General features: G+C 68.3%; 17 protein-coding genes, 2 tRNA genes and 1 pseudogene. 8 read left to right on the top strand and 12 right to left on the bottom strand.

Annotation, left to right across the window (positions count from 1 at the left end):
• Positions 1 to 2 precede the first annotated feature (2 nt).
• From ribH to DT074_RS19700, 6 genes are all read left to right on the top strand, one after another.
• Positions 3 to 449: a 6,7-dimethyl-8-ribityllumazine synthase gene (gene ribH / locus DT074_RS19725; RefSeq protein WP_119421580.1), complete on the top strand. Its 447-nt coding sequence runs from the start codon at positions 3 to 5 to the stop codon at positions 447 to 449.
• Positions 446 to 937, top strand: coding sequence for a transcription antitermination factor NusB (gene nusB, locus DT074_RS19720; protein ID WP_162915028.1), 492 nt, complete (start codon positions 446 to 448; stop codon positions 935 to 937). Before ribH ends, nusB begins: the two co-directional genes overlap by 4 nt.
• Positions 934 to 1,923 (top strand): thiamine-phosphate kinase, encoded by a 990-nt coding sequence (thiL, locus tag DT074_RS19715; RefSeq protein WP_119421579.1) that lies wholly within the window; start codon positions 934 to 936, stop codon positions 1,921 to 1,923. Before nusB ends, thiL begins: the two co-directional genes overlap by 4 nt.
• Positions 1,924 to 2,035: 112 nt before the next feature.
• Complete coding sequence (locus DT074_RS19710; protein WP_119421578.1) at positions 2,036 to 2,569, top strand: DUF4865 family protein; 534 nt, start codon at positions 2,036 to 2,038, stop codon at positions 2,567 to 2,569.
• 27 nt (positions 2,570 to 2,596) lie between these two features.
• A complete protein-coding gene (locus DT074_RS19705) occupies positions 2,597 to 3,040 on the top strand; it encodes a flagellar basal body-associated FliL family protein (protein WP_119421577.1) in 444 nt (147 codons plus the stop codon).
• A 63-nt stretch (positions 3,041 to 3,103) separates the two neighbouring features.
• On the top strand, positions 3,104 to 3,796 hold the full coding sequence (locus DT074_RS19700) for a VOC family protein (protein ID WP_119421576.1): 693 nt from the start codon (positions 3,104 to 3,106) through the stop codon (positions 3,794 to 3,796).
• Between the two features lie 11 nt (positions 3,797 to 3,807).
• Here the strand turns inward: DT074_RS19700 and DT074_RS19695 are convergent.
• The 6 genes from DT074_RS19695 to DT074_RS19670 all read right to left on the bottom strand — a co-directional run bounded on the left by DT074_RS19695 (position 3,808) and on the right by DT074_RS19670 (position 9,733).
• Positions 3,808 to 3,883 (bottom strand) — tRNA-Ile (locus DT074_RS19695).
• A gap of 96 nt (positions 3,884 to 3,979) precedes the next feature.
• Positions 3,980 to 4,798: a phosphodiesterase gene (locus DT074_RS19690; RefSeq protein ID WP_119421575.1), complete on the bottom strand. Its 819-nt coding sequence runs from the start codon at positions 4,796 to 4,798 to the stop codon at positions 3,980 to 3,982.
• Positions 4,799 to 4,810: 12 nt separating this feature from the next.
• Positions 4,811 to 5,986 (bottom strand): M20 family metallopeptidase, encoded by a 1,176-nt coding sequence (locus tag DT074_RS19685; RefSeq protein WP_119421574.1) that lies wholly within the window; start codon positions 5,984 to 5,986, stop codon positions 4,811 to 4,813.
• Positions 5,983 to 7,236, bottom strand: coding sequence for a Zn-dependent hydrolase (locus DT074_RS19680; protein WP_119421573.1), 1,254 nt, complete (start codon positions 7,234 to 7,236; stop codon positions 5,983 to 5,985). The genes DT074_RS19685 and DT074_RS19680 overlap by 4 nt, the downstream gene beginning before the upstream one ends.
• Positions 7,233 to 8,213, bottom strand: coding sequence for a 2-dehydropantoate 2-reductase (locus DT074_RS19675; RefSeq protein ID WP_119421572.1), 981 nt, complete (start codon positions 8,211 to 8,213; stop codon positions 7,233 to 7,235). The genes DT074_RS19680 and DT074_RS19675 overlap by 4 nt, the downstream gene beginning before the upstream one ends.
• Positions 8,210 to 9,733 carry an acyl--CoA ligase gene (locus tag DT074_RS19670; protein WP_119421571.1) on the bottom strand — a complete coding sequence of 508 codons (1,524 nt, stop codon included), beginning with the start codon at positions 9,731 to 9,733 and terminating at the stop codon, positions 8,210 to 8,212. Before DT074_RS19670 ends, DT074_RS19675 begins: the two co-directional genes overlap by 4 nt.
• A 308-nt stretch (positions 9,734 to 10,041) precedes the next feature.
• On the opposite strand from DT074_RS19670, the gene DT074_RS19665 reads away from it, so the two are divergent.
• Entirely contained in the window at positions 10,042 to 11,190 is a 1,149-nt protein-coding gene (locus tag DT074_RS19665) for a ferritin-like domain-containing protein (protein ID WP_119421570.1), read from the top strand.
• A 58-nt stretch (positions 11,191 to 11,248) separates the two neighbouring features.
• On the opposite strand, the gene DT074_RS19660 is transcribed toward DT074_RS19665, so the two are convergent.
• The gene (locus DT074_RS19660) at positions 11,249 to 11,749 is read right to left on the bottom strand and encodes a universal stress protein (protein ID WP_119421569.1); all 501 of its coding nucleotides are present in this window, start codon (positions 11,747 to 11,749) and stop codon (positions 11,249 to 11,251) included.
• 145 nt (positions 11,750 to 11,894) lie between these two features.
• On the opposite strand from DT074_RS19660, the gene DT074_RS19655 reads away from it, so the two are divergent.
• A tRNA-Ser gene (locus DT074_RS19655) sits at positions 11,895 to 11,984 on the top strand.
• Between the two features lie 116 nt (positions 11,985 to 12,100).
• On the opposite strand, the gene DT074_RS19650 is transcribed toward DT074_RS19655, so the two are convergent.
• The 5 genes and pseudogenes from DT074_RS19650 to DT074_RS28715 form a co-directional block, all read right to left on the bottom strand.
• A complete protein-coding gene (locus DT074_RS19650) occupies positions 12,101 to 12,946 on the bottom strand; it encodes a hypothetical protein (protein WP_119421568.1) in 846 nt (281 codons plus the stop codon).
• Complete coding sequence (locus DT074_RS19645; protein ID WP_119421567.1) at positions 12,918 to 13,760, bottom strand: methyltransferase; 843 nt, start codon at positions 13,758 to 13,760, stop codon at positions 12,918 to 12,920. Before DT074_RS19645 ends, DT074_RS19650 begins: the two co-directional genes overlap by 29 nt.
• Positions 13,761 to 13,820: 60 nt before the next feature.
• Complete coding sequence (locus DT074_RS19640; RefSeq protein WP_119421614.1) at positions 13,821 to 15,131, bottom strand: cobyrinic acid a,c-diamide synthase CobB; 1,311 nt, start codon at positions 15,129 to 15,131, stop codon at positions 13,821 to 13,823.
• Between the two features lie 13 nt (positions 15,132 to 15,144).
• Positions 15,145 to 15,906, bottom strand: a complete 762-nt coding sequence (gene cobM, locus DT074_RS19635; RefSeq protein WP_119421566.1) for a precorrin-4 C(11)-methyltransferase — start codon at positions 15,904 to 15,906, stop codon at positions 15,145 to 15,147.
• A pseudogene (locus DT074_RS28715) lies at positions 15,903 to 16,038 on the bottom strand (cobalamin biosynthesis protein); the annotation flags it as partial. The gene cobM and the pseudogene DT074_RS28715, both read right to left, overlap by 4 nt.

The following is a 16,038-nucleotide window of genomic DNA, read 5'->3' as shown; positions in this document are numbered from 1 at the left end:
CGATGGCCCAGAATCTCTCGGGGCCGAAAGTCCTCCTCGTCGAAGCGCGCTACTACGAGGATATCTCGGATGCGTTGGCGACCGGTGCCATGGCGGCGCTGGAACAGGCAGGCGCGCAGTTCGAACGGCTCACGGTGCCAGGTGCACTGGAGATCCCGGGCGCCATCCGCATGGCGCTCGGCCGTTTCGATGCATTCGTTGCGCTCGGCTGCGTCATCCGCGGCGAGACCACGCATTACGACATCGTTTCCAACGAGAGCGCCCGCGGCCTGATGCAGCTGACCCTCGACCACGCCGTGCCGATCGGCAACGGCATCATCACCGTCGAGGACGAGGACCAGGCCTGGGCGCGGGCCAAGCCCGACGATCTCGACAAGGGCGGTGGCGCGGCCAAGGCCGCGCTGCGCATGCTGGAAATCAAGCGGAGCATGGAGACCGCGCGATCGTGACGCCGCTTCCCGCTAGGCCACGCCCCTTCTCCAGCGCGCGCCGTTCGGCCGCGCGGCTCGCCGCCGTGCAGGCGATCTACGAGATGGAGGTCGGCGGCCGGCGCGCCAGCCGGGTGATCGAAGACTACGAGCGCGACGGCTTTCCGCGCGATACCGACGCGCCGAAGGATCCGGCGAGCGACAAGTCGTGGTTCGGCGACGTGGTGAGCGGCGTGGAGAAGTGCCGCGCGCAGCTCGACCTGCTGATCCAGGACGCACTGCAAAAGGAGCGCGAGGTCGACAAGCTCGAAGCCGTTCTACGTGCCGTGCTGCGCGCCGGCGTCTTCGAGCTGGCGGAGCGGCGCGACGTGCCGGCGCGCGTGGTGATCAGCGAATATATCGACGTGGCGCACGCCTTCTTCTTCGGCGGCGAACCGAATCTGGTGAACGCGGTACTCGACCGCGTAGCCCACAAGGTGCGCGGCGCCGATATCGGCAAGGACACGTGAGCGGCGCCAGATCGCTCGGCGAATTCGAGCGGATCGCGACCTTCTTCGCCCCGCTCGCCGCACCGGAGGCGCTCGGCCTCACCGACGACGCCGCGGTTCTTGCGCCCACGCCCGGCTGCGAGATCGTGCTGACCACCGACACCATGATCGGCGGCGTGCATTTTTTCCCCGATGATCCGCCCGACCTGATCGCGCGCAAGCTGCTCCGCGTGAACCTTTCCGACCTTGCGGCCATGGGCGCCCGCCCGCGCGGCTATCTGCTGGCCAGCGCCTGGCGACGCGATACGGAGGATGCCTGGATCGCCCGTTTTGCATCGGGCCTGGCCGAGGACCAGAAGCTGTTCGGCGCGCTTCTGCTCGGCGGCGATACCACTGCGACGGACGGGCCGGTCGCTCTCACCCTGACCGCCGTCGGCGAGGTCGAGGCGGGGCGGGCGCTGCGGCGCAACGCCGCCCGCCCGGGCGACGAGATCTGGGTCTCCGGCACCATCGGCGACGCGGCCCTGGGCCTGCGGTTGCGGCGCGGCGAGACCCTGGAGCTCGATGCCGCCGCTTCGGCCGGCCTGCTGGCACGGCACCAATTGCCGACGCCGCGCCTAGCGCTGGGTCGGATCTTGGCAGCTCGGGGCTGGGGCGGGCCGGCCTGCGCGGCGATCGACGTCTCCGACGGGTTGATCGCGGATCTCGGTCATATCTGCGACGCCTCCGGCGCGGGTGCCGAGGTCGAGGGGGAGCTCGTGCCGATCTCCGCCGCCGCTCGCGCGGCCCTCGCTTCGGGCAAGGCCGGGCTTGCCGATCTGTTGACCGGCGGCGACGACTACGAGCTCTGTTTCACCTTGCCGGCCGGAGCCCCTGCGCCGGATACCGCCAGCACGGAGATCGCCTGCACGCGCATCGGCCGCATCGTCGCCGGCGGCGGCGTGCGCGTTCTCGCGGCCGACGGCCATGCGCTACCGCTCCCCCGCACCGGGTTCCGTCACTTCTGACGGCGGGCGCATGGCACGCATGCAGCGTTGACACTGGCAGGTCGGCCCCCTTTATTGCAGCCTTCTTCGAGACAAGGGGCCATGTAATGGCGAGGAAGCGGCCGGTCCATCCATGATCGCGATGCAATACGCAATGCGCTTTCCTGCCGGGCTTGAGGCCGCCAAGGCCCGGGTACAGGCGCGAAATCCGAAATTCACCGGCCGTCCCGGCCTCGACCACAAGTTCTATCTCTACGACTCGGCCGAGAACATCTACGCGCCGATCTATCTCTGGCAGGACCACGAGGCGGCGCAGAAATTCCTGCTCGACCCGCTTTTCGCCGAGGTCATCGGCACGCTTGGCCGGCCGCGGGTGCGCTCCTGGATGGTGCTGTCCTTTGTCCGTGGCGCCGCGGAGGCGGACCCGGTCTGGGCCTGTGTCGAGATCGACAAGGTCGGGCCGAAGGACGATCTCAGAGCCCTTGCCAAGAAGGAAGAGGCCGAGAACCTGGAGATGGCAAAGAAGCCAGGGCTGTTCGCCCGGCTGGTCGGCCTGGATCCCGATCGATGGGAGATCACCCATTTCAGCTTCTGGTCCCGCCGGGGCGAGATCGAAAGCAATGCCGATTGCACCTTGAGCTTCGACGTGATCGGCTACGCGCCTTGACCGTGGCATAAGGCCGGGCGGCTCGCCTTGTCGAAGAAGCTTCTGATCATCATCGTGGCAGTGGTGCTGTTGCTGGGCGGCGGCGGTGGTGCCGCCTATTTCTTCCTGTTCGCCGGCAAGCATGAGCCCGAAGCGGAGGTGGCGAAGGTACCGGCGCCACCGGTCTTCATTCCGCTGGACCCGCTTTCCGTGCCGCTGCCGCGCCCGGACAAGCCGCCGCTCTACCACTTCGTCACGCTGACCCTGCAGACGACCGAGGCGAACAAGCCGAAGCTGGTCGAGATGATGCCACGCCTGCGCGATGCCTGGCTGCGCGACCTCAACGCCAATCCGGTCGGCCGCAACGACGGGTCGGGCGAGCTCGACCTCGACCTGCTCAAGACGCGCATACTGCAGATGACCGAGAAGGTGATGGGCGAACCGCTTGCCACCGACGTTCTGATCGTGCGTACGGCGCGCGGGGCGGGCTAGACTGGCAGGCCGAAACCCGGCGTGAACAACCGGCCCGGCACGGGACCAGACGGGAGGGTCGTCATGACGAAGCCGAACGGCATTCACCACTTCGCCATCTGCACCGCCGACATCAAGGCGCAGATCGCCTTCTTCACCGATGTGCTGGGCATGGAGCTGGTCGCGCTCTACTGGATGCACGGCGTCCAGGGCGCCTGGCACGGCTTCGTCAAGCTGAACGGCCAATGCTCGATCGCCTTCGTGCAGACGCCCGATATCGCCAAGATCCCTGTCGAGATCGGCAAGACGCATTCCGGCAATCCCGGCGCGCCCTGCGCACCGGGGACGCTGCAGCACATCGCCTTCAACGTCGACACGGAAGCGGCGCTGCTCACCATGCGCGACCGCATCCGCTCGCGCGGCGTGGAGGTGGCGGGCCATATCGACCACGGCTTCTGCAAGTCGATCTACTTTGCCGGGCCGGAAAACCTGACCCTCGAAGTGTCGACCTCGGAAGGCAAAGCCATCGACGCGGAGGCGTGGATCGATCCTGAAGTCGTGGCGCTTGCCGGCATCTCGGCGGAAGAGCTCAAGCGATTCAAGTCGCCGGCGAAGTTCGCCCGCCCGGCGCGTCCGATACCACAGCCGGCCCATGATCCGACCAAGCCGCACATGGTCTATCCGCCGCACGTCTACAAGGCGATGATGCAGGCGAGCGATGCCGATATTCTTGCCCGGCGCAGCCAAACCGAGCCACCGGTGAAGCTCGCGAGCTGAGCGGGGGGCGATGGTGGGCCCGGCAGGATTCGAACCTGCGACAACGCCGTTATGAGCGGCGAGTTCTAACCGCTGAACTACAGGCCCCCGCGAACCGCATAGCGGTTCTGGCCATATTGCTCAACTCTGCCAGATCTGTCTCGTCGTGCCCGGGCTTGTCCCGGCCACGACGAAGACGCTTAATCAGCTCGCCTGCGGGCGCTTGAAGCTGAAGGGGTAGGGGCCGGGCCAGTCGCCGATCGGCACGGTGTGGGTCACCAGCGGGTGGCCCTCCACATGGACATGCAGCTGGAAGCCCGGCGGCTCCAGGATGTAGCCGAACAGGCCTTCGGGCCGCAGGTCCAGGTTGATCTGGTGCGCCGGGCTCGGGCAGGTCGAGGCGATGGTGCCGGCGAAGCGCACCTCGATCGGCCGGTGCAGATGGCCGCAGAGCAGACGCTCCACCTGGGCATGCCGGCGGATCACGGCGTTGAGCCCTACGGTGCCGGCGAGGCCGAACTGGTCCATGCCGGGGATGTGGCTGCGGAACGGGGGATGGTGCAGGAACACGATGGTGGGGCGCTCCGGTGCCGCCGAGAGCGTGCGGTCGAGCCAGGCGAGGCGCTCGTCGCACAGCTCGCCGCCGCCTTTGCCCGGGATCAGCGTGTCGAGGGCGAGGAGGCGGATCGGCAGGTTCTCCACCGCGTACTGGATGAAGCCCTCGCTGCCGAGATAGCGGTGGTCGGGGAAGACGGCACGCATGGCGTCGCGGTCGTCGTGGTTGCCGGGGATCAGGTAGACCGGCATGTCGAGCGGCGCGAGCAGGCTGCGCAGCCGATCGTATTCGTCGCGCCGGCCGGCATCGACCAGGTCGCCGGTCGCGAGGACCAGGTCCGGCTTCGGGTCGAGCCTGTTGATGGCGGCGACGCAGGTCGCGAGTGCCGCCGCGGTATCCACGCGGTCGTAAGCGAGCCTGCCTTCCGGCTTGATATGCGTGTCCGAGATCTGGGCGATGACGAACATCAGCTCTGCCTTTCAGCTGCGCTTGAGCCCCAGCAGCTTTTCCACCGCCATCAGCTGGATGCGCGCCGATTCCACCATCTCGGCGATCGGCACGCTCTCGTTGGCGGCATGGCCTTCGGCGCCGGAGCCGGGGCCGAGATTGAGAATCTCGATCCCGTCATCGGCGAAATAGCGTCCGTCCGACACGCCGGTTGCATTCAGAAATCGCGCCGGCTTCCCGGTCACGGATTCGATGGCGGCGGCGAAGGCCTTCACGCCCTCGCCATCCTTCGGCGCGGTGAAGCCGTTGGTGCCAGTCAGGAATTCGATCTCGACCGTGCCGGTCGGCTCGTCCAGAGCGAGCAGGATTTCCTTCATCTCGGCGAAGGCCTCGCCGACCTTCTCTTCCGGCAGCAGCCGCCGGTCGATCTCGGCGAAGCAATGGCTCGGCACCACGTTGGTGTTGTGCCCGCCCTGGATGCGGCCGAGATTGATGGTCGATTTCTTGTCGCCGGCGACGCGGCCTGCGAGCTTGGGGGAGAGGTCGCGGTGCAGCGCGTCCAGCACGCGCATCATGCGCAGGATGGCGTTGTCGCCTGCATCCGGCTTGCCGGCATGGGCGGCGCGGCCATGCGTGGTGATTCGGGCCCACAGGATGCCACGCTCCTCGGTGATCATCTGGTTCTCGGTCTGCGCGCCCAGCACCAGCCAGGTCGGCTTCACCTTCCCGGTCTCGCGCAGATAGAACATGCCGTCCGGGCCGAGATGCTCCTCGTCGGCGACGAAGGTGAAGACCACCTCGCCCTTGGCCGGGCCGCCGCGGCGGGCGACCTCCTCGGCGAGCCAGATCTGCACCGCCATCGAGCCCTTGCAATTGCCGGCGCCGAGGCCGAACACCTTGCCGTCCTCGACATGTGCCTTGAACGGATCCGTCTTCCACTTCTCGCGCTCGCCGACCCCGACCGTGTCGGCATGGGCGTTGAAGACGAGCGAGGGCTGGCCCTTGCCGAGCCTGGCGACGACATTGTCCCAGGTGTCGGTGCGGCTCAGGGTTTCGACGGCATAGCCGGCCTTGTTCAAGCGCTCTGCCGCGTAGGCGCAGATCTCGCGGGTGTCGCCGGGCGGATAGTGCGAGGGCCGGGCGATCAGCTCGGACAGGATCGCGACCAGACCGTCGGCGGTGGTCGTAGAGGCTTTTTGGGATGTCATCGGTTGGCGAGCTCGACCAGGGTTGCGGCGAGCACGCGCGCGCCGGCGGCGAGATCGGCGGGCGTCGCGCTCTCGACCTCATTATGGCTGATGCCGCGGGCGCAGGGCACGAAGACCATGCCGGTCGGACAGAGATGGGCGATGTGCATGGCGTCGTGACCGGCGCCGGAGATCATCTCCATGCTCGGCATGTTCAGCGCCGCGGCGCTGGCGCGCACCAGGCCGATCACGGCGGGATCGAAGGGTGTCGGCGAGACGTCGCTGATCCGCGTAACCTTCACCTCGCAGCCGCGCGCGTTGGCCTTGGCGATGCCTTCGATCTTGTCGGTCAAGGTCGTCAGCGTCGCGCGGTCGGGATGGCGGAAGTCGATGGTGAAGAAGACACGGCCGGGCACGGTGTTGGCCGAGCCGGGGAAGACGTCGAACCGGCCGACCGTGTAGCGCACGGTGTCGGTCGGGTCGTCAAAGGCCTGCTCCAGAGCCAGCACGATGGCGGCGGCGGCCTTCATGGCATCCTTGCGCAGCTTCAGTGGCGTGGTGCCGGCATGCGCCTCCTCGCCGGTCACCTCGATTGTGTAGCGGCGCGAGCCCTGCACCAGGGTGACGGCGCCGATCTGCAGCTGCTGGCTCTCCAGGATCGGGCCCTGCTCGATATGCGCCTCCACATAGGCGGTGACCGCACCGCCGATCGGCCGGCGTGGCACGTCGAGCGCCTTCAAGGTTGCGGCGAGCTCGGGCCCGAGCGCTACGCCGTCGCGGTCGACGGAATTCAGATGGTCGGGCAGCCGGTACTTGCCGGCATAGATGGCGGAGCCCATGGCGCCGGGCTGGAAGCGGCTGCCCTCCTCGTTGGTCCAGGCCACCACCTCGATCGGGCGCTTCGTCTTGATGCCGGCGCGCTCCAGCGCCTCCAGCACCTCGAAGCCCGCCAGCACGCCATAGGCGCCGTCGAACTTGCCGCCGGTCGGCTGGCTGTCGAGATGACTGCCGGTGACCACGGGCGGTGCCTCCGCCTCGGTGCCGGCGCGTCGGACATAGAGATTGGCCGCATCGTCCTGCGCCACGGCGAAGCCGAGCTTTGTCGCCCAGGCCGTCAGCTCGGCTCGGGCGGCCCGATCTTCGGCCGACAGGGCCTGGCGGTTGACGCCGCCCTTCGGCGTCGCCCCGTGGCGCGCCATCGTCATCAGCCGCTGCCACAGCCGGTTCTCGTCGACGGCTTGCGCAACCTTCAGCGCAATCTCGGAGCTCATGCAAAGACTCCCGCGACGCGCGCCCGCGCGGCCACCAGGTGCTGCACCACGTCGATGGTCGGCGTCGGCACGCCGACCAGGCGGCCGAGCTCGCTCACCACGGTGACCAGCGCGTCGATCTCCATCGGACGGTTCGCTTCCAGATCCTGCAGCATCGAGGTCTTGTGCTCGCCGACATCTTCCGCCGTCTTGATGCGCGCGTCGATGGTCATGGCGAAGCGCACACCGAGTTTCTCGGCGATCGCCTTGGCCTCCTCCATCATCGGCCGTAAGACCGCGTGGCAATCCCGGTCGCGCGCCATCCAGGCGAGCGTGCCGTGCACCAGCGCGCTGACCGGGTTGAACGACAGGTTGCCCCACAGCTTCATCCAGATCTCGTCGCGGATCTTCGGCCGGACCGGCGACTTGAATCCGGCGGCGATCAGCGCCTTGCTCAGCGCCTCGACGCGTGGGCTGCGGCTGCCGTCCGGTTCGCCGACCGGCATGCGGTCGCCATGCTGATGCTTGACCACGCCCGGCGCCACCAGCTCGCAGGCGCCCCATAGCACGGTGCCGATGGCGCGGTCAGGCCCGATGCCGCTCCATTGCACGCCGCCGGGATCGACCGATTCGAGGCGCGTGCCCTCCCAGGGGCCCTGCAGCTTGTGGAAATACCACCAGGGCACGCCGTTCTGCGCCGTCATCACCGCAGTCTCGGGACCGAGCAGGGGCGCGAGCTGCGGAACGATCCCCGGCACGGAATGCGCCTTCAGCGCGATGATGACGTAGTCCTGCGGCCCGGCCTCGCGCGGATCGGCAGTCACGCGCGGACGGACGGTGAATTCCTCGCCGCCCTCCTCGATCACCTTCAGGCCGTTCTGCTGCATGGCCGCGAGATGCGGGCCGCGCGCGACCAGGGTGACCTCGACGCCGTTCCGGTGCAGCAGCGCGCCGATATGCGCCCCCATGGCGCCGGCACCGTAGATGCAGATCTTCATGGCGCGATACCGAGCACCTTCGCGAGGCCGATGCGCTGCAGCTTGCCGGTGGCGCCTTTCGGGATCTCGGGCAGGAACAGCACCTTGCGCGGCACCTTGAAATCGGCGAGATGCGTCGCCGCGAAGTCGCGGATCTCGCGCTCCGTCGCGCTGAAGCCTTCGCGCAGCACCACGGCGGCGCCGACCTCCTCGCCCAGCTTGTCGTGCGGGATGGCGAAGGTGACGACCTGGGCGACGGCCGGATGGTCCATCAGCACCTCGTCTACCTCCTTCGGCGAGACCTTCTCGCCGCCGCGGTTGATGATCTCTTTCAGGCGGCCGGTGATGGTGAGATACCCTTCTGGATCCAGCACGCCCTGGTCGCCAGTGCGGAACCAGCCGGCGGTGAAGGCTTCGGCATTGGCTTTGTCGTTGTTGCGGTAGCCGCGGGTGACGTTGGGACCGCGGATCACCACCTCGCCGATCGAGCCGGCGTGCAAAATCTTGCCGTCGCCATCCATGATGCCGACATCCGGCCCGGCGGCGATGCCGACCGAGCCCGGCTTGCGGGCGCGCGGCGGCAGCGGGTTCGAGGCCATCTGATGCGCCGCCTCGGTCATGCCGTAGCTTTCGATCACCGGACAGCCGAACACCTTCTCCAGCTCCGCCATCACCTGCGGCGGCAGCGAGGCGGATGAAGAGCGGATCAGCCGCAGCGGATGGGCCTTGATGATCTCCTGGTTGCGTTCGGCGCGGGCGAGGATCGCCTGATGCATGGTCGGCACCGCCGTGTACCAGCTGGGCCTCGCCTCCTGCACCTGCGCGAAGAAGCGCAGCGCATTGAATCCCGGCGCGCACCAGACCGAGCCGCCGGCGCCGACCGAGGACAGCGTCGCCGCGATCAGGCCGTGGATGTGGAACAGCGGCATGATGTTGAGGCAGCGATCGGCCGCGGTCAGCGCGATGGTCGCGCGGATATGCCGCGCCGAGGCGGTGACGTTGCGATGGCTGAGCGGAACGATCTTCGGCCGCGACGTGGTGCCCGACGTGTGCAGGACCAGGGCGACGTCGTCCGCCTCCGCCAGTCCCGGCCGTGCCGGTTCCCCCTTAAGGTCGCTGTTCAGCGTGAAGGCTCCGGCCGGCGCCTTCGGGTCGATCGCCAGCTCGATGATCGGAATGCCGCGGTCCCTGGCAACGGCGATCGCCGTCGAGGTCGAGCCGGCTTCCACCACCAGCGCCTTGGCCTCGAGATCGCCGAGGTAGAAGTCGAATTCTTCGGCGCGATAGGCCGGGTTGAGCGGCGCCGTGGTGAAGCCGGCGGCGAGGCACAGGAAGCTCGACGCCATTTCCGGGCCGTTCGGCAGCACGATGGCGATCGCATCCTCGCGGCCGAAGCCGAAGCCGTTCATCGCCTCGACCGTCGCGCGCACCTGTTTGCGCAGGGCTGCGAAAGTCAGCGGCGCGCGCTCCGGTGCGCCGATGGCAGGGGCATCCGCTGCGCCGCGTTCCAGCAAGCCGTGAACCGTATCGTCGACCGACATCGTGCCTCGCTTCCGAGCCTCTCGGCACCATAGCAATGGGCCTGCGGCGTCGCCACACGCCGGCCGCGCCGCCGCTGTCGCGCGACACTGCGTCGTCGCTGGAACCGCGGAAGCTTCCGCGGCGAGGCGCGGCGGATTTGGCGTCGCGCTGCATGCCATGGTCGTCGTAGGGCGATAGGATCGACCGGCGTGGCGCCGCCCGCGGCCGGACCTGAGGGCAGGCGGTATCGGCGGTTGACAGGCGGGCGGCGACAGGCTTACCTTTACGTAAACGTAAAGCAGGGCGCGGGCCAACGCGGAGGGAGCTTATGAACGACGTGCCGAGCCACAATTCCGGGCGCGACGACCACATCACCTATGACCCCGCCTATCGGGTGGTCCAGCCGGACGATTTCCCGGCGATGATCGAGGTGGATCGCTATGCCCAGCGCTCCGACGCCTTCGACGAGATCATTTCCCAGACCCACGATCATTTCTGGGACCCGAACAACCCCGCCTATCTCGATTACGGCCAGCCCTGGGATCTCGACAACGAATTCCTGATGCCGCCGGAGCGCTTCGCCGAGTTCCGCTCGGCCGTGGCCGACAAGCTCGACAAGCGGCACCATCCGCGCCTGGCTAACGAGCTGATGCGCTGGAACCTCTCCAACATCCTGCATGGCGAGCAGGGGGCCTTATCGCTTTCCGCCTCGCTCTGCGACATCCTGCATGATCCGGGCGCGCAGGAATACGCCTCGAACCAGGCGCGCGAAGAGGCGCGCCATGTCGCCGGCTTCGGCAAGTACGTCGCCGTGCGCTGGGGCAAGCCTCTCCCGGTCGGCGAGGAGCTGGGCCGGTTCCTGAACGAGATCGTGCTGTCGCCGGTGGTCTACAAGAAGCTGGTCGGCATGCAGATGCTACTCGAAGGCCTCGCCATGGGCGCCTTCGCCAACCTGCATGCGCATACTCGCGACCCGCTGCTGAAGCGGCTGGTACAGCTCGTCATGACCGACGAGGCCTTCCACCACAAGTTCGGCAAGATCTGGGCCGACCGGACCATGCCCAAGCTGACCGCGGAAGAGCACATCCGGGTCGAGGACTGGGCTGCCTATTCCTTCGAGACGTTGCTGTTCAATCTTTCCAACGTTCGCCAGCGCCGGCACATCTACGCCCAGTTCGGGCTCGACTGGGAGTGGGTGCGCGATGCGATCCGCGAGGTCTATAGCGACGAGCAGCGCCGCAAGGACCTGAAGGAGAACAACAGCGTGTTCCGCGTGCTGGTGAAGACGCTGCTGAAATGCGGCATCATCACCGACCGCACCAGCCACGTTTACGGCGTCTGGATCGACATGAAAGGGCTGGCGGCCGAGAGCGACGAGATGGTGGGTGACGCCATCGCCGCTGAAGGCATCGAGTTCCTGCGCGGCGTCAACCGCAATCGCAAGGTGATCGGGCAGAAGCCGCTCGCCGCGGCCTGACCGATCGGCCACCGCCCATTACAGGCGCCCCGGCAGCGATGCCGGGGCGTCTTCGCGTTCAGGTGAGCTCGGCGATCATCTCGTCGGAGAGCGTGCCGGGGATCAGCAGGATCGGCGTGCGGAAGCTGCCCGAAAGCTTGCCGGCAAGCTGGCTGACCAGCGGGCCCGGGCCTTCCTTGCCGGGCGAGGCGCCCAGCACCAGCGCCAGGATATGCGGCTCGTCGCCGATCAGCGACAGCACCTCGTCCTGGGTGCGGCCTTCGCGGATGACGAATTCCGGCATGGTGCCGCTGTCCTGCATCACCTCGGCGGCGAGATCCTGCATCAGCTGCTCGGCGGCCTCGCGCTGCTCCGCCTTCAGCTGCTCGGCCACGGAAATCCAGTGCGCCGCCTCGGTCGCGCCCTCGGGCTCCTGGATCACGTGCAGCATGATCACGCCGCCGCCGATCTTCTTGGCGCGGTGCGAGGCGAAGCGCAGCGCAACCCGGCATTCGGGGGTTGAATCGACGACAACGAGGAATTTGTTGCGCCGGCCGCGCCGGCTTTCGTCGAACGGCATGCGGTCATGGTGCCTGTTGCCGCGGCGCCCGGCAAGCGGCGCGGTGTCGGCGCCGGGCCCGACGCTTCTGTAGTTGCCCTGGCGAGCGTCCTGGGTTAGTCATCCGGCCCTTCCGACCGGCCGGAACACGGGCGCAAGCCCCTGCGGAGAGGTGCCAGAGTGGTCGATCGGGGCGGTCTCGAAAACCGTTGTACCCTCACGGGTACCGTGGGTTCGAATCCCACCCTCTCCGCCAAACTAACTTATTGACGTAGAAGGCATTGTTGAATTCGACGAGGCCGGAGCCGGAGCAAAACTCCGGCCCTCTGCCGCCTCAGTCGTCCGCGCAGGTGCCGAAGCGCATCCAATCATTCAGCTCAGCAATCGGTAGAGGCCCCGGCCGACCGAAACGGCAAGGGCCGCGACGAAGGCAAGCGGCACCAGCGGGTGCAGGTTGTTGAGCAGCCGGAACAGATTGCACAACAGCCCCACGGCATGCTGCGGCAACGTCTTCGGGCTCTTGGAATATTCCATCGCCGCCTTGACGACGGCGAAGACGCCGCCATTTGCCGCCAGCACGGCGCGCGTCAGCCACCCGCCAGAGCGCGGGGCCACGAGGTAGTTGCATTTGAGCAGGATGCGCTGCCGGTCGCCGGGATTGTACGTGCCCTCGACCCAGTGCAGCTCGCGGTGAAAGTCGAGCAGGCCGAATTCGTAGGACGCAAACGCCTGCGTCACGCCGCTGTCATGGAACACGACGCGATAGGTGGCATCGGATTGCAGGTAGATCAGGGCCCGCACCACAGCGCCATAGGGCAGGAAACGCAGATTGCCGTCGTAATGCCTGCTGAACAGGCCCTGGTCGCCGCCCTTGTCCTTGTTGTAGTGCGAGATGTAGACCTCGTCGGTCCGCTTCATCGGTGTAAGCGCGTGGCCGGCGGCGAAACGGCGCAGGATCGCCCCGGTGATCGCCGGGCTGTCGCGCAGCCGGTCGATCGCCGCAATCACATCCGGCGGCAGCGCGCGAATGTAGACGTGTTTGGACGGCCGCTGCGCGAGATCCGCGCGATAGCGATCCTCGATCCACCTGACCAGGTCGTCGATGATGCGGCGGGATTCCGGTTCGTCGAAGCGGCCGATGGTGGCCGGAAAGCGACGGACGGACCTGGCGCGCGCCGGATGCTGGTCCTCAACGCTGAGACGCAGTGCCTCGCTCATCGGGTGTGGCCTCTCCTGCCCTGCGGGTTGGGGTGGGCGCTGCCGGCGGTGCGTAGCATCCGAACAACAGCCATGCGTAAAGCGAAATCGCGGTACCGGCCGCAGCCGCGATAGGGAGCGCGGCCCCGGCGGCCGCGAGCGTTCCGATGGCCGAGCCGGCGGCGGCGGCAGTGGCGAGAGCCGCGCCGCGCCGCCGCCGCTGACGATCGGCCGGGCCGCGACCGGGTGCCAGACGCGTTTCCATCGCCAGCAGGCCGAGATTGAGCACCACATGCATGGTGGCGAGCGGCCACCATGTCGCGCGGAACTCGCTGTTGATCAGCAGGCCGGCATAGGCGGCGATATTGCCGAACAGCATCGGATGCGCGGTGACGGAGTAGGGGAAGGCTGCGACACGTCGCTCCGGCAGGCCATCCAGCTCACGGCCGTAATACGTGCGGTCCACGCCGAGGGCCGCCGCCGCGGCGATGTTCAGCCCGAAGCCCGCCAGCACGACGGCAAGCGAGACCGGTTCCGCCGGCGCTCTGAGATAGGCCGCCGCCAGCACCGCCAGCGCCGCGGCCTTCATCAGCACGGCGTCGCGCCGGAACACGGCAAGCCGGATCGCACCGAACCAATAGGCCAGGAAGTAGAGCAGGTAGTGCCACCAGCTCAGGGCATAGACCGCAAGCGCCAGCTCATCGGCGGCGAAGGCCAGGCCGCCGATCGCGAGGACGAAGACGGCGCTGGCGATGGTCGATGCCGATGGCTCGACGCCCGCTTTGCGGTCGCCGATCGCAGTCACACCATGGCGGCGCCAAGCTTCCCGCAGCATGAATGCCGATATGCGGCATCATGGGGACGAATTAATGACAGTCGGTCCCGTTCGAAGGCGTTACTCCGTGCGTGCGATCAGATGGAAGAAGGTGCCGCTGACCAGGCCGCGGCGGCTGGCCAGGTCGGAGACCGGCTGGCTGGAGGCATCCACGGCTTCGAGCAGCGGTTCGTCGTTGCCCATCGCCGTCACCCGCGCATAGTGGAATTCGTGGCCGGTGACGCGCGCGCCGGGGCTTCCCAAAGGGGAGGGCCCGAGCAGCCGCGCGGCACGGTAGCCGAGATGCAGCTTGCGCTTGGAAAAATCGGTCTCCAGGCCGAGCAGGCCGACCATCGCGTGGCGTATGCCGGCGGCATCAACCAGGCCCTGGCCCAGCACCATGTAGCCGCCGCATTCGCCATGCACCGGGCGTGTGCTGGCAAAGCGGCGCAATCCTTCCTGGAAGACGGCATTGCCGGCGAGCCGGCCGCCATGCAGCTCGGGATACCCACCCGGCAGCCAGGCGAGCTCCGTCGACGGGTCGGGGCCTTGGTCGGCAAGCGGCGAGAAGATCGTCAGCTCCGCGCCTGCCGCCCGCCACGCCGACATCAGGTGCGGATAGGTGAAGACGAAGGCGGCGTCCTGGGCAATCGCGATGCGCTGGGCCGGCGGCGGCATGGCGGGCTCGTTCGTCGCAGATGCCCGGCCGGCCTGCGCCAGCGCGCGAATTTTTGGCAAATCGCATTGCGAAGCTACGACATCGGCCAGCAAGTCGATCTGCGTATCGAGCTGCGTCACCTCGCCCGGCGGGACCAGGCCGAGATGACGCTCGGCCAAGGCCAGGTCGTCGTTGCGGCGAATGCAGCCGACGACCGGAATGCCGGCACCCTCGATGGCGCTGACGGCGAGCTGCTGGTGCCGGTCACTGGCCACGCGGTTGAGCACGACGCCGGCGACGACCACATCCGCCCGCAGGGTTGTGCAGCCGAGCGCGATCGCCGCGGCGGACTGCGCCTGGCCCGAGACATCGAGAACGAGCAGGACGGGCCAGCCGGTCAGGGCCGCGATATCGGCGGTCGCGCCGATGCCGGCCTCGCCGCGCCGCGCACCGCCATCGAATAGGCCCATCGAGCCTTCGACCAAGGCGAGATCGGCATCGCTGGCGTGCGCCAGCAGGGACGAGATCAAACCGGCCGGCATGGCCCAGCTGTCGAGGTTGAAGCTCGCGCGGCCGCAGGCGCGCGCGTGGAAGGCCGGGTCGATGTAGTCGGGCCCGTTCTTGAACGGCTGCACCGCCACGCCGCCGCGCTGAAACGCCCGCATCAGGCCGAGTGCCACCGTCGTCTTGCCGCCGCTGGAGCGCGGCGCCGCGATGACGAGACCGGGCGGCAGGCCGGGCACGGCGTCAGCCCTCGCCGCCGCGATACCGGCGCCGATAGGCCGGATCGTAGAGCGCACTGTCGCGGAACCCTTCCGCCGCCAGCACGCGGCCGACCAGGATCAGGCCGGTGCGCTCCTTCTCCGTCGGCCCGACCTTGGCGAGAATGTCGGCAAGCGTGCCCTGCACGATGCGCTGCTCCGGCCAGGTCACCCGGAACACCACGGCGACCGGGCAATCAGCGCCGTAATGGGGCACCAGCCGCTCGACCAGCTCGGCCAGCCGGTGCACCGAGAGGTGCAGCGCCAGCGTGGCACCGGTCGCGGCATAGCTGTCCAGCCGCTCGGCTGCGGGCATGGCGGAGGCGCGGCCGGGCGTGCGGGTCAGAACCACGGTCTGCGCAAGCTCGGGCAGGGTGAGTTCGCGGCCCAACGCCGCCGCCGCGGCGGCAAAGGCGGGCACGCCCGGCGTCACCGTATAGGGAATCCCGAGCGCGTCGAGCCGGCGCAGCTGCTCACCCATGGCGCTCCAGATGGAAAGGTCGCCGGAATGCAGCCGGGCGACATCCAGGCCCCCCGCATGCGCCGCCTGCATCTCGGCGACGATCTCGTCCAGGCTCATCGGCGCGGTATCGACGATGCGCGCCCCGGCCGGGCAATGCGACAGGATGCCCGGATGCACCAGCGATCCGGCATAGAGGCAGATGGGCGCGCGGGCGATCAGGTCGCGGCCGCGCAGCGTGATCAGGTCCGGCGCACCGGGGCCGGCGCCGATGAAATGCACGGTCATGCGCCGTCGCCCTCCGCCAGCGCGCAGGTCGCGCCGGCGCCGGCCAGGCGGGCGAGCCTGAGCCGCGCGTTGCGGCCGGCGGCGGCAAGTGCTGCCGCCTCGGCCACACTGGCATGGCCCACGGCGCGCGCG

It is taken from the genome of Desertibaculum subflavum (assembly GCA_003576705.1).
Lineage (GTDB): Bacteria > Pseudomonadota > Alphaproteobacteria > Ferrovibrionales > Ferrovibrionaceae > Desertibaculum > Desertibaculum subflavum.
Note: the sequence above shows the minus strand (reverse complement) of the source record. Positions and strands in the feature narration are given on the sequence as shown.

What these genes read in the sequence shown, in the direction of transcription:
- DT074_RS19660 (WP_119421569.1), bottom strand. Translation starts at nt 11,749, where the DNA reads ATGCCGTTCGACGAAAGCCGGCGCGGCCGGCGCAACAAATTCCTCGTT.
- DT074_RS19710 (WP_119421578.1), top strand. Translation starts at nt 2,036, where the DNA reads ATGATCGCGATGCAATACGCAATGCGCTTTCCTGCCGGGCTTGAGGCC.
- DT074_RS19700 (WP_119421576.1), top strand. Translation starts at nt 3,104, where the DNA reads ATGACGAAGCCGAACGGCATTCACCACTTCGCCATCTGCACCGCCGAC.
- DT074_RS19650 (WP_119421568.1), bottom strand. Translation starts at nt 12,946, where the DNA reads ATGAGCGAGGCACTGCGTCTCAGCGTTGAGGACCAGCATCCGGCGCGC.
- DT074_RS19690 (WP_119421575.1), bottom strand. Translation starts at nt 4,798, where the DNA reads ATGTTCGTCATCGCCCAGATCTCGGACACGCATATCAAGCCGGAAGGC.
- DT074_RS19680 (WP_119421573.1), bottom strand. Translation starts at nt 7,236, where the DNA reads ATGAGCTCCGAGATTGCGCTGAAGGTTGCGCAAGCCGTCGACGAGAAC.
- cobM (WP_119421566.1), bottom strand. Translation starts at nt 15,906, where the DNA reads ATGACCGTGCATTTCATCGGCGCCGGCCCCGGTGCGCCGGACCTGATC.
- ribH (WP_119421580.1), top strand. Translation starts at nt 3, where the DNA reads ATGGCCCAGAATCTCTCGGGGCCGAAAGTCCTCCTCGTCGAAGCGCGC.
- DT074_RS19645 (WP_119421567.1), bottom strand. Translation starts at nt 13,760, where the DNA reads ATGCTGCGGGAAGCTTGGCGCCGCCATGGTGTGACTGCGATCGGCGAC.
- DT074_RS19665 (WP_119421570.1), top strand. Translation starts at nt 10,042, where the DNA reads ATGAACGACGTGCCGAGCCACAATTCCGGGCGCGACGACCACATCACC.
- DT074_RS19675 (WP_119421572.1), bottom strand. Translation starts at nt 8,213, where the DNA reads ATGAAGATCTGCATCTACGGTGCCGGCGCCATGGGGGCGCATATCGGC.
- DT074_RS19670 (WP_119421571.1), bottom strand. Translation starts at nt 9,733, where the DNA reads ATGTCGGTCGACGATACGGTTCACGGCTTGCTGGAACGCGGCGCAGCG.
- DT074_RS19685 (WP_119421574.1), bottom strand. Translation starts at nt 5,986, where the DNA reads ATGACATCCCAAAAAGCCTCTACGACCACCGCCGACGGTCTGGTCGCG.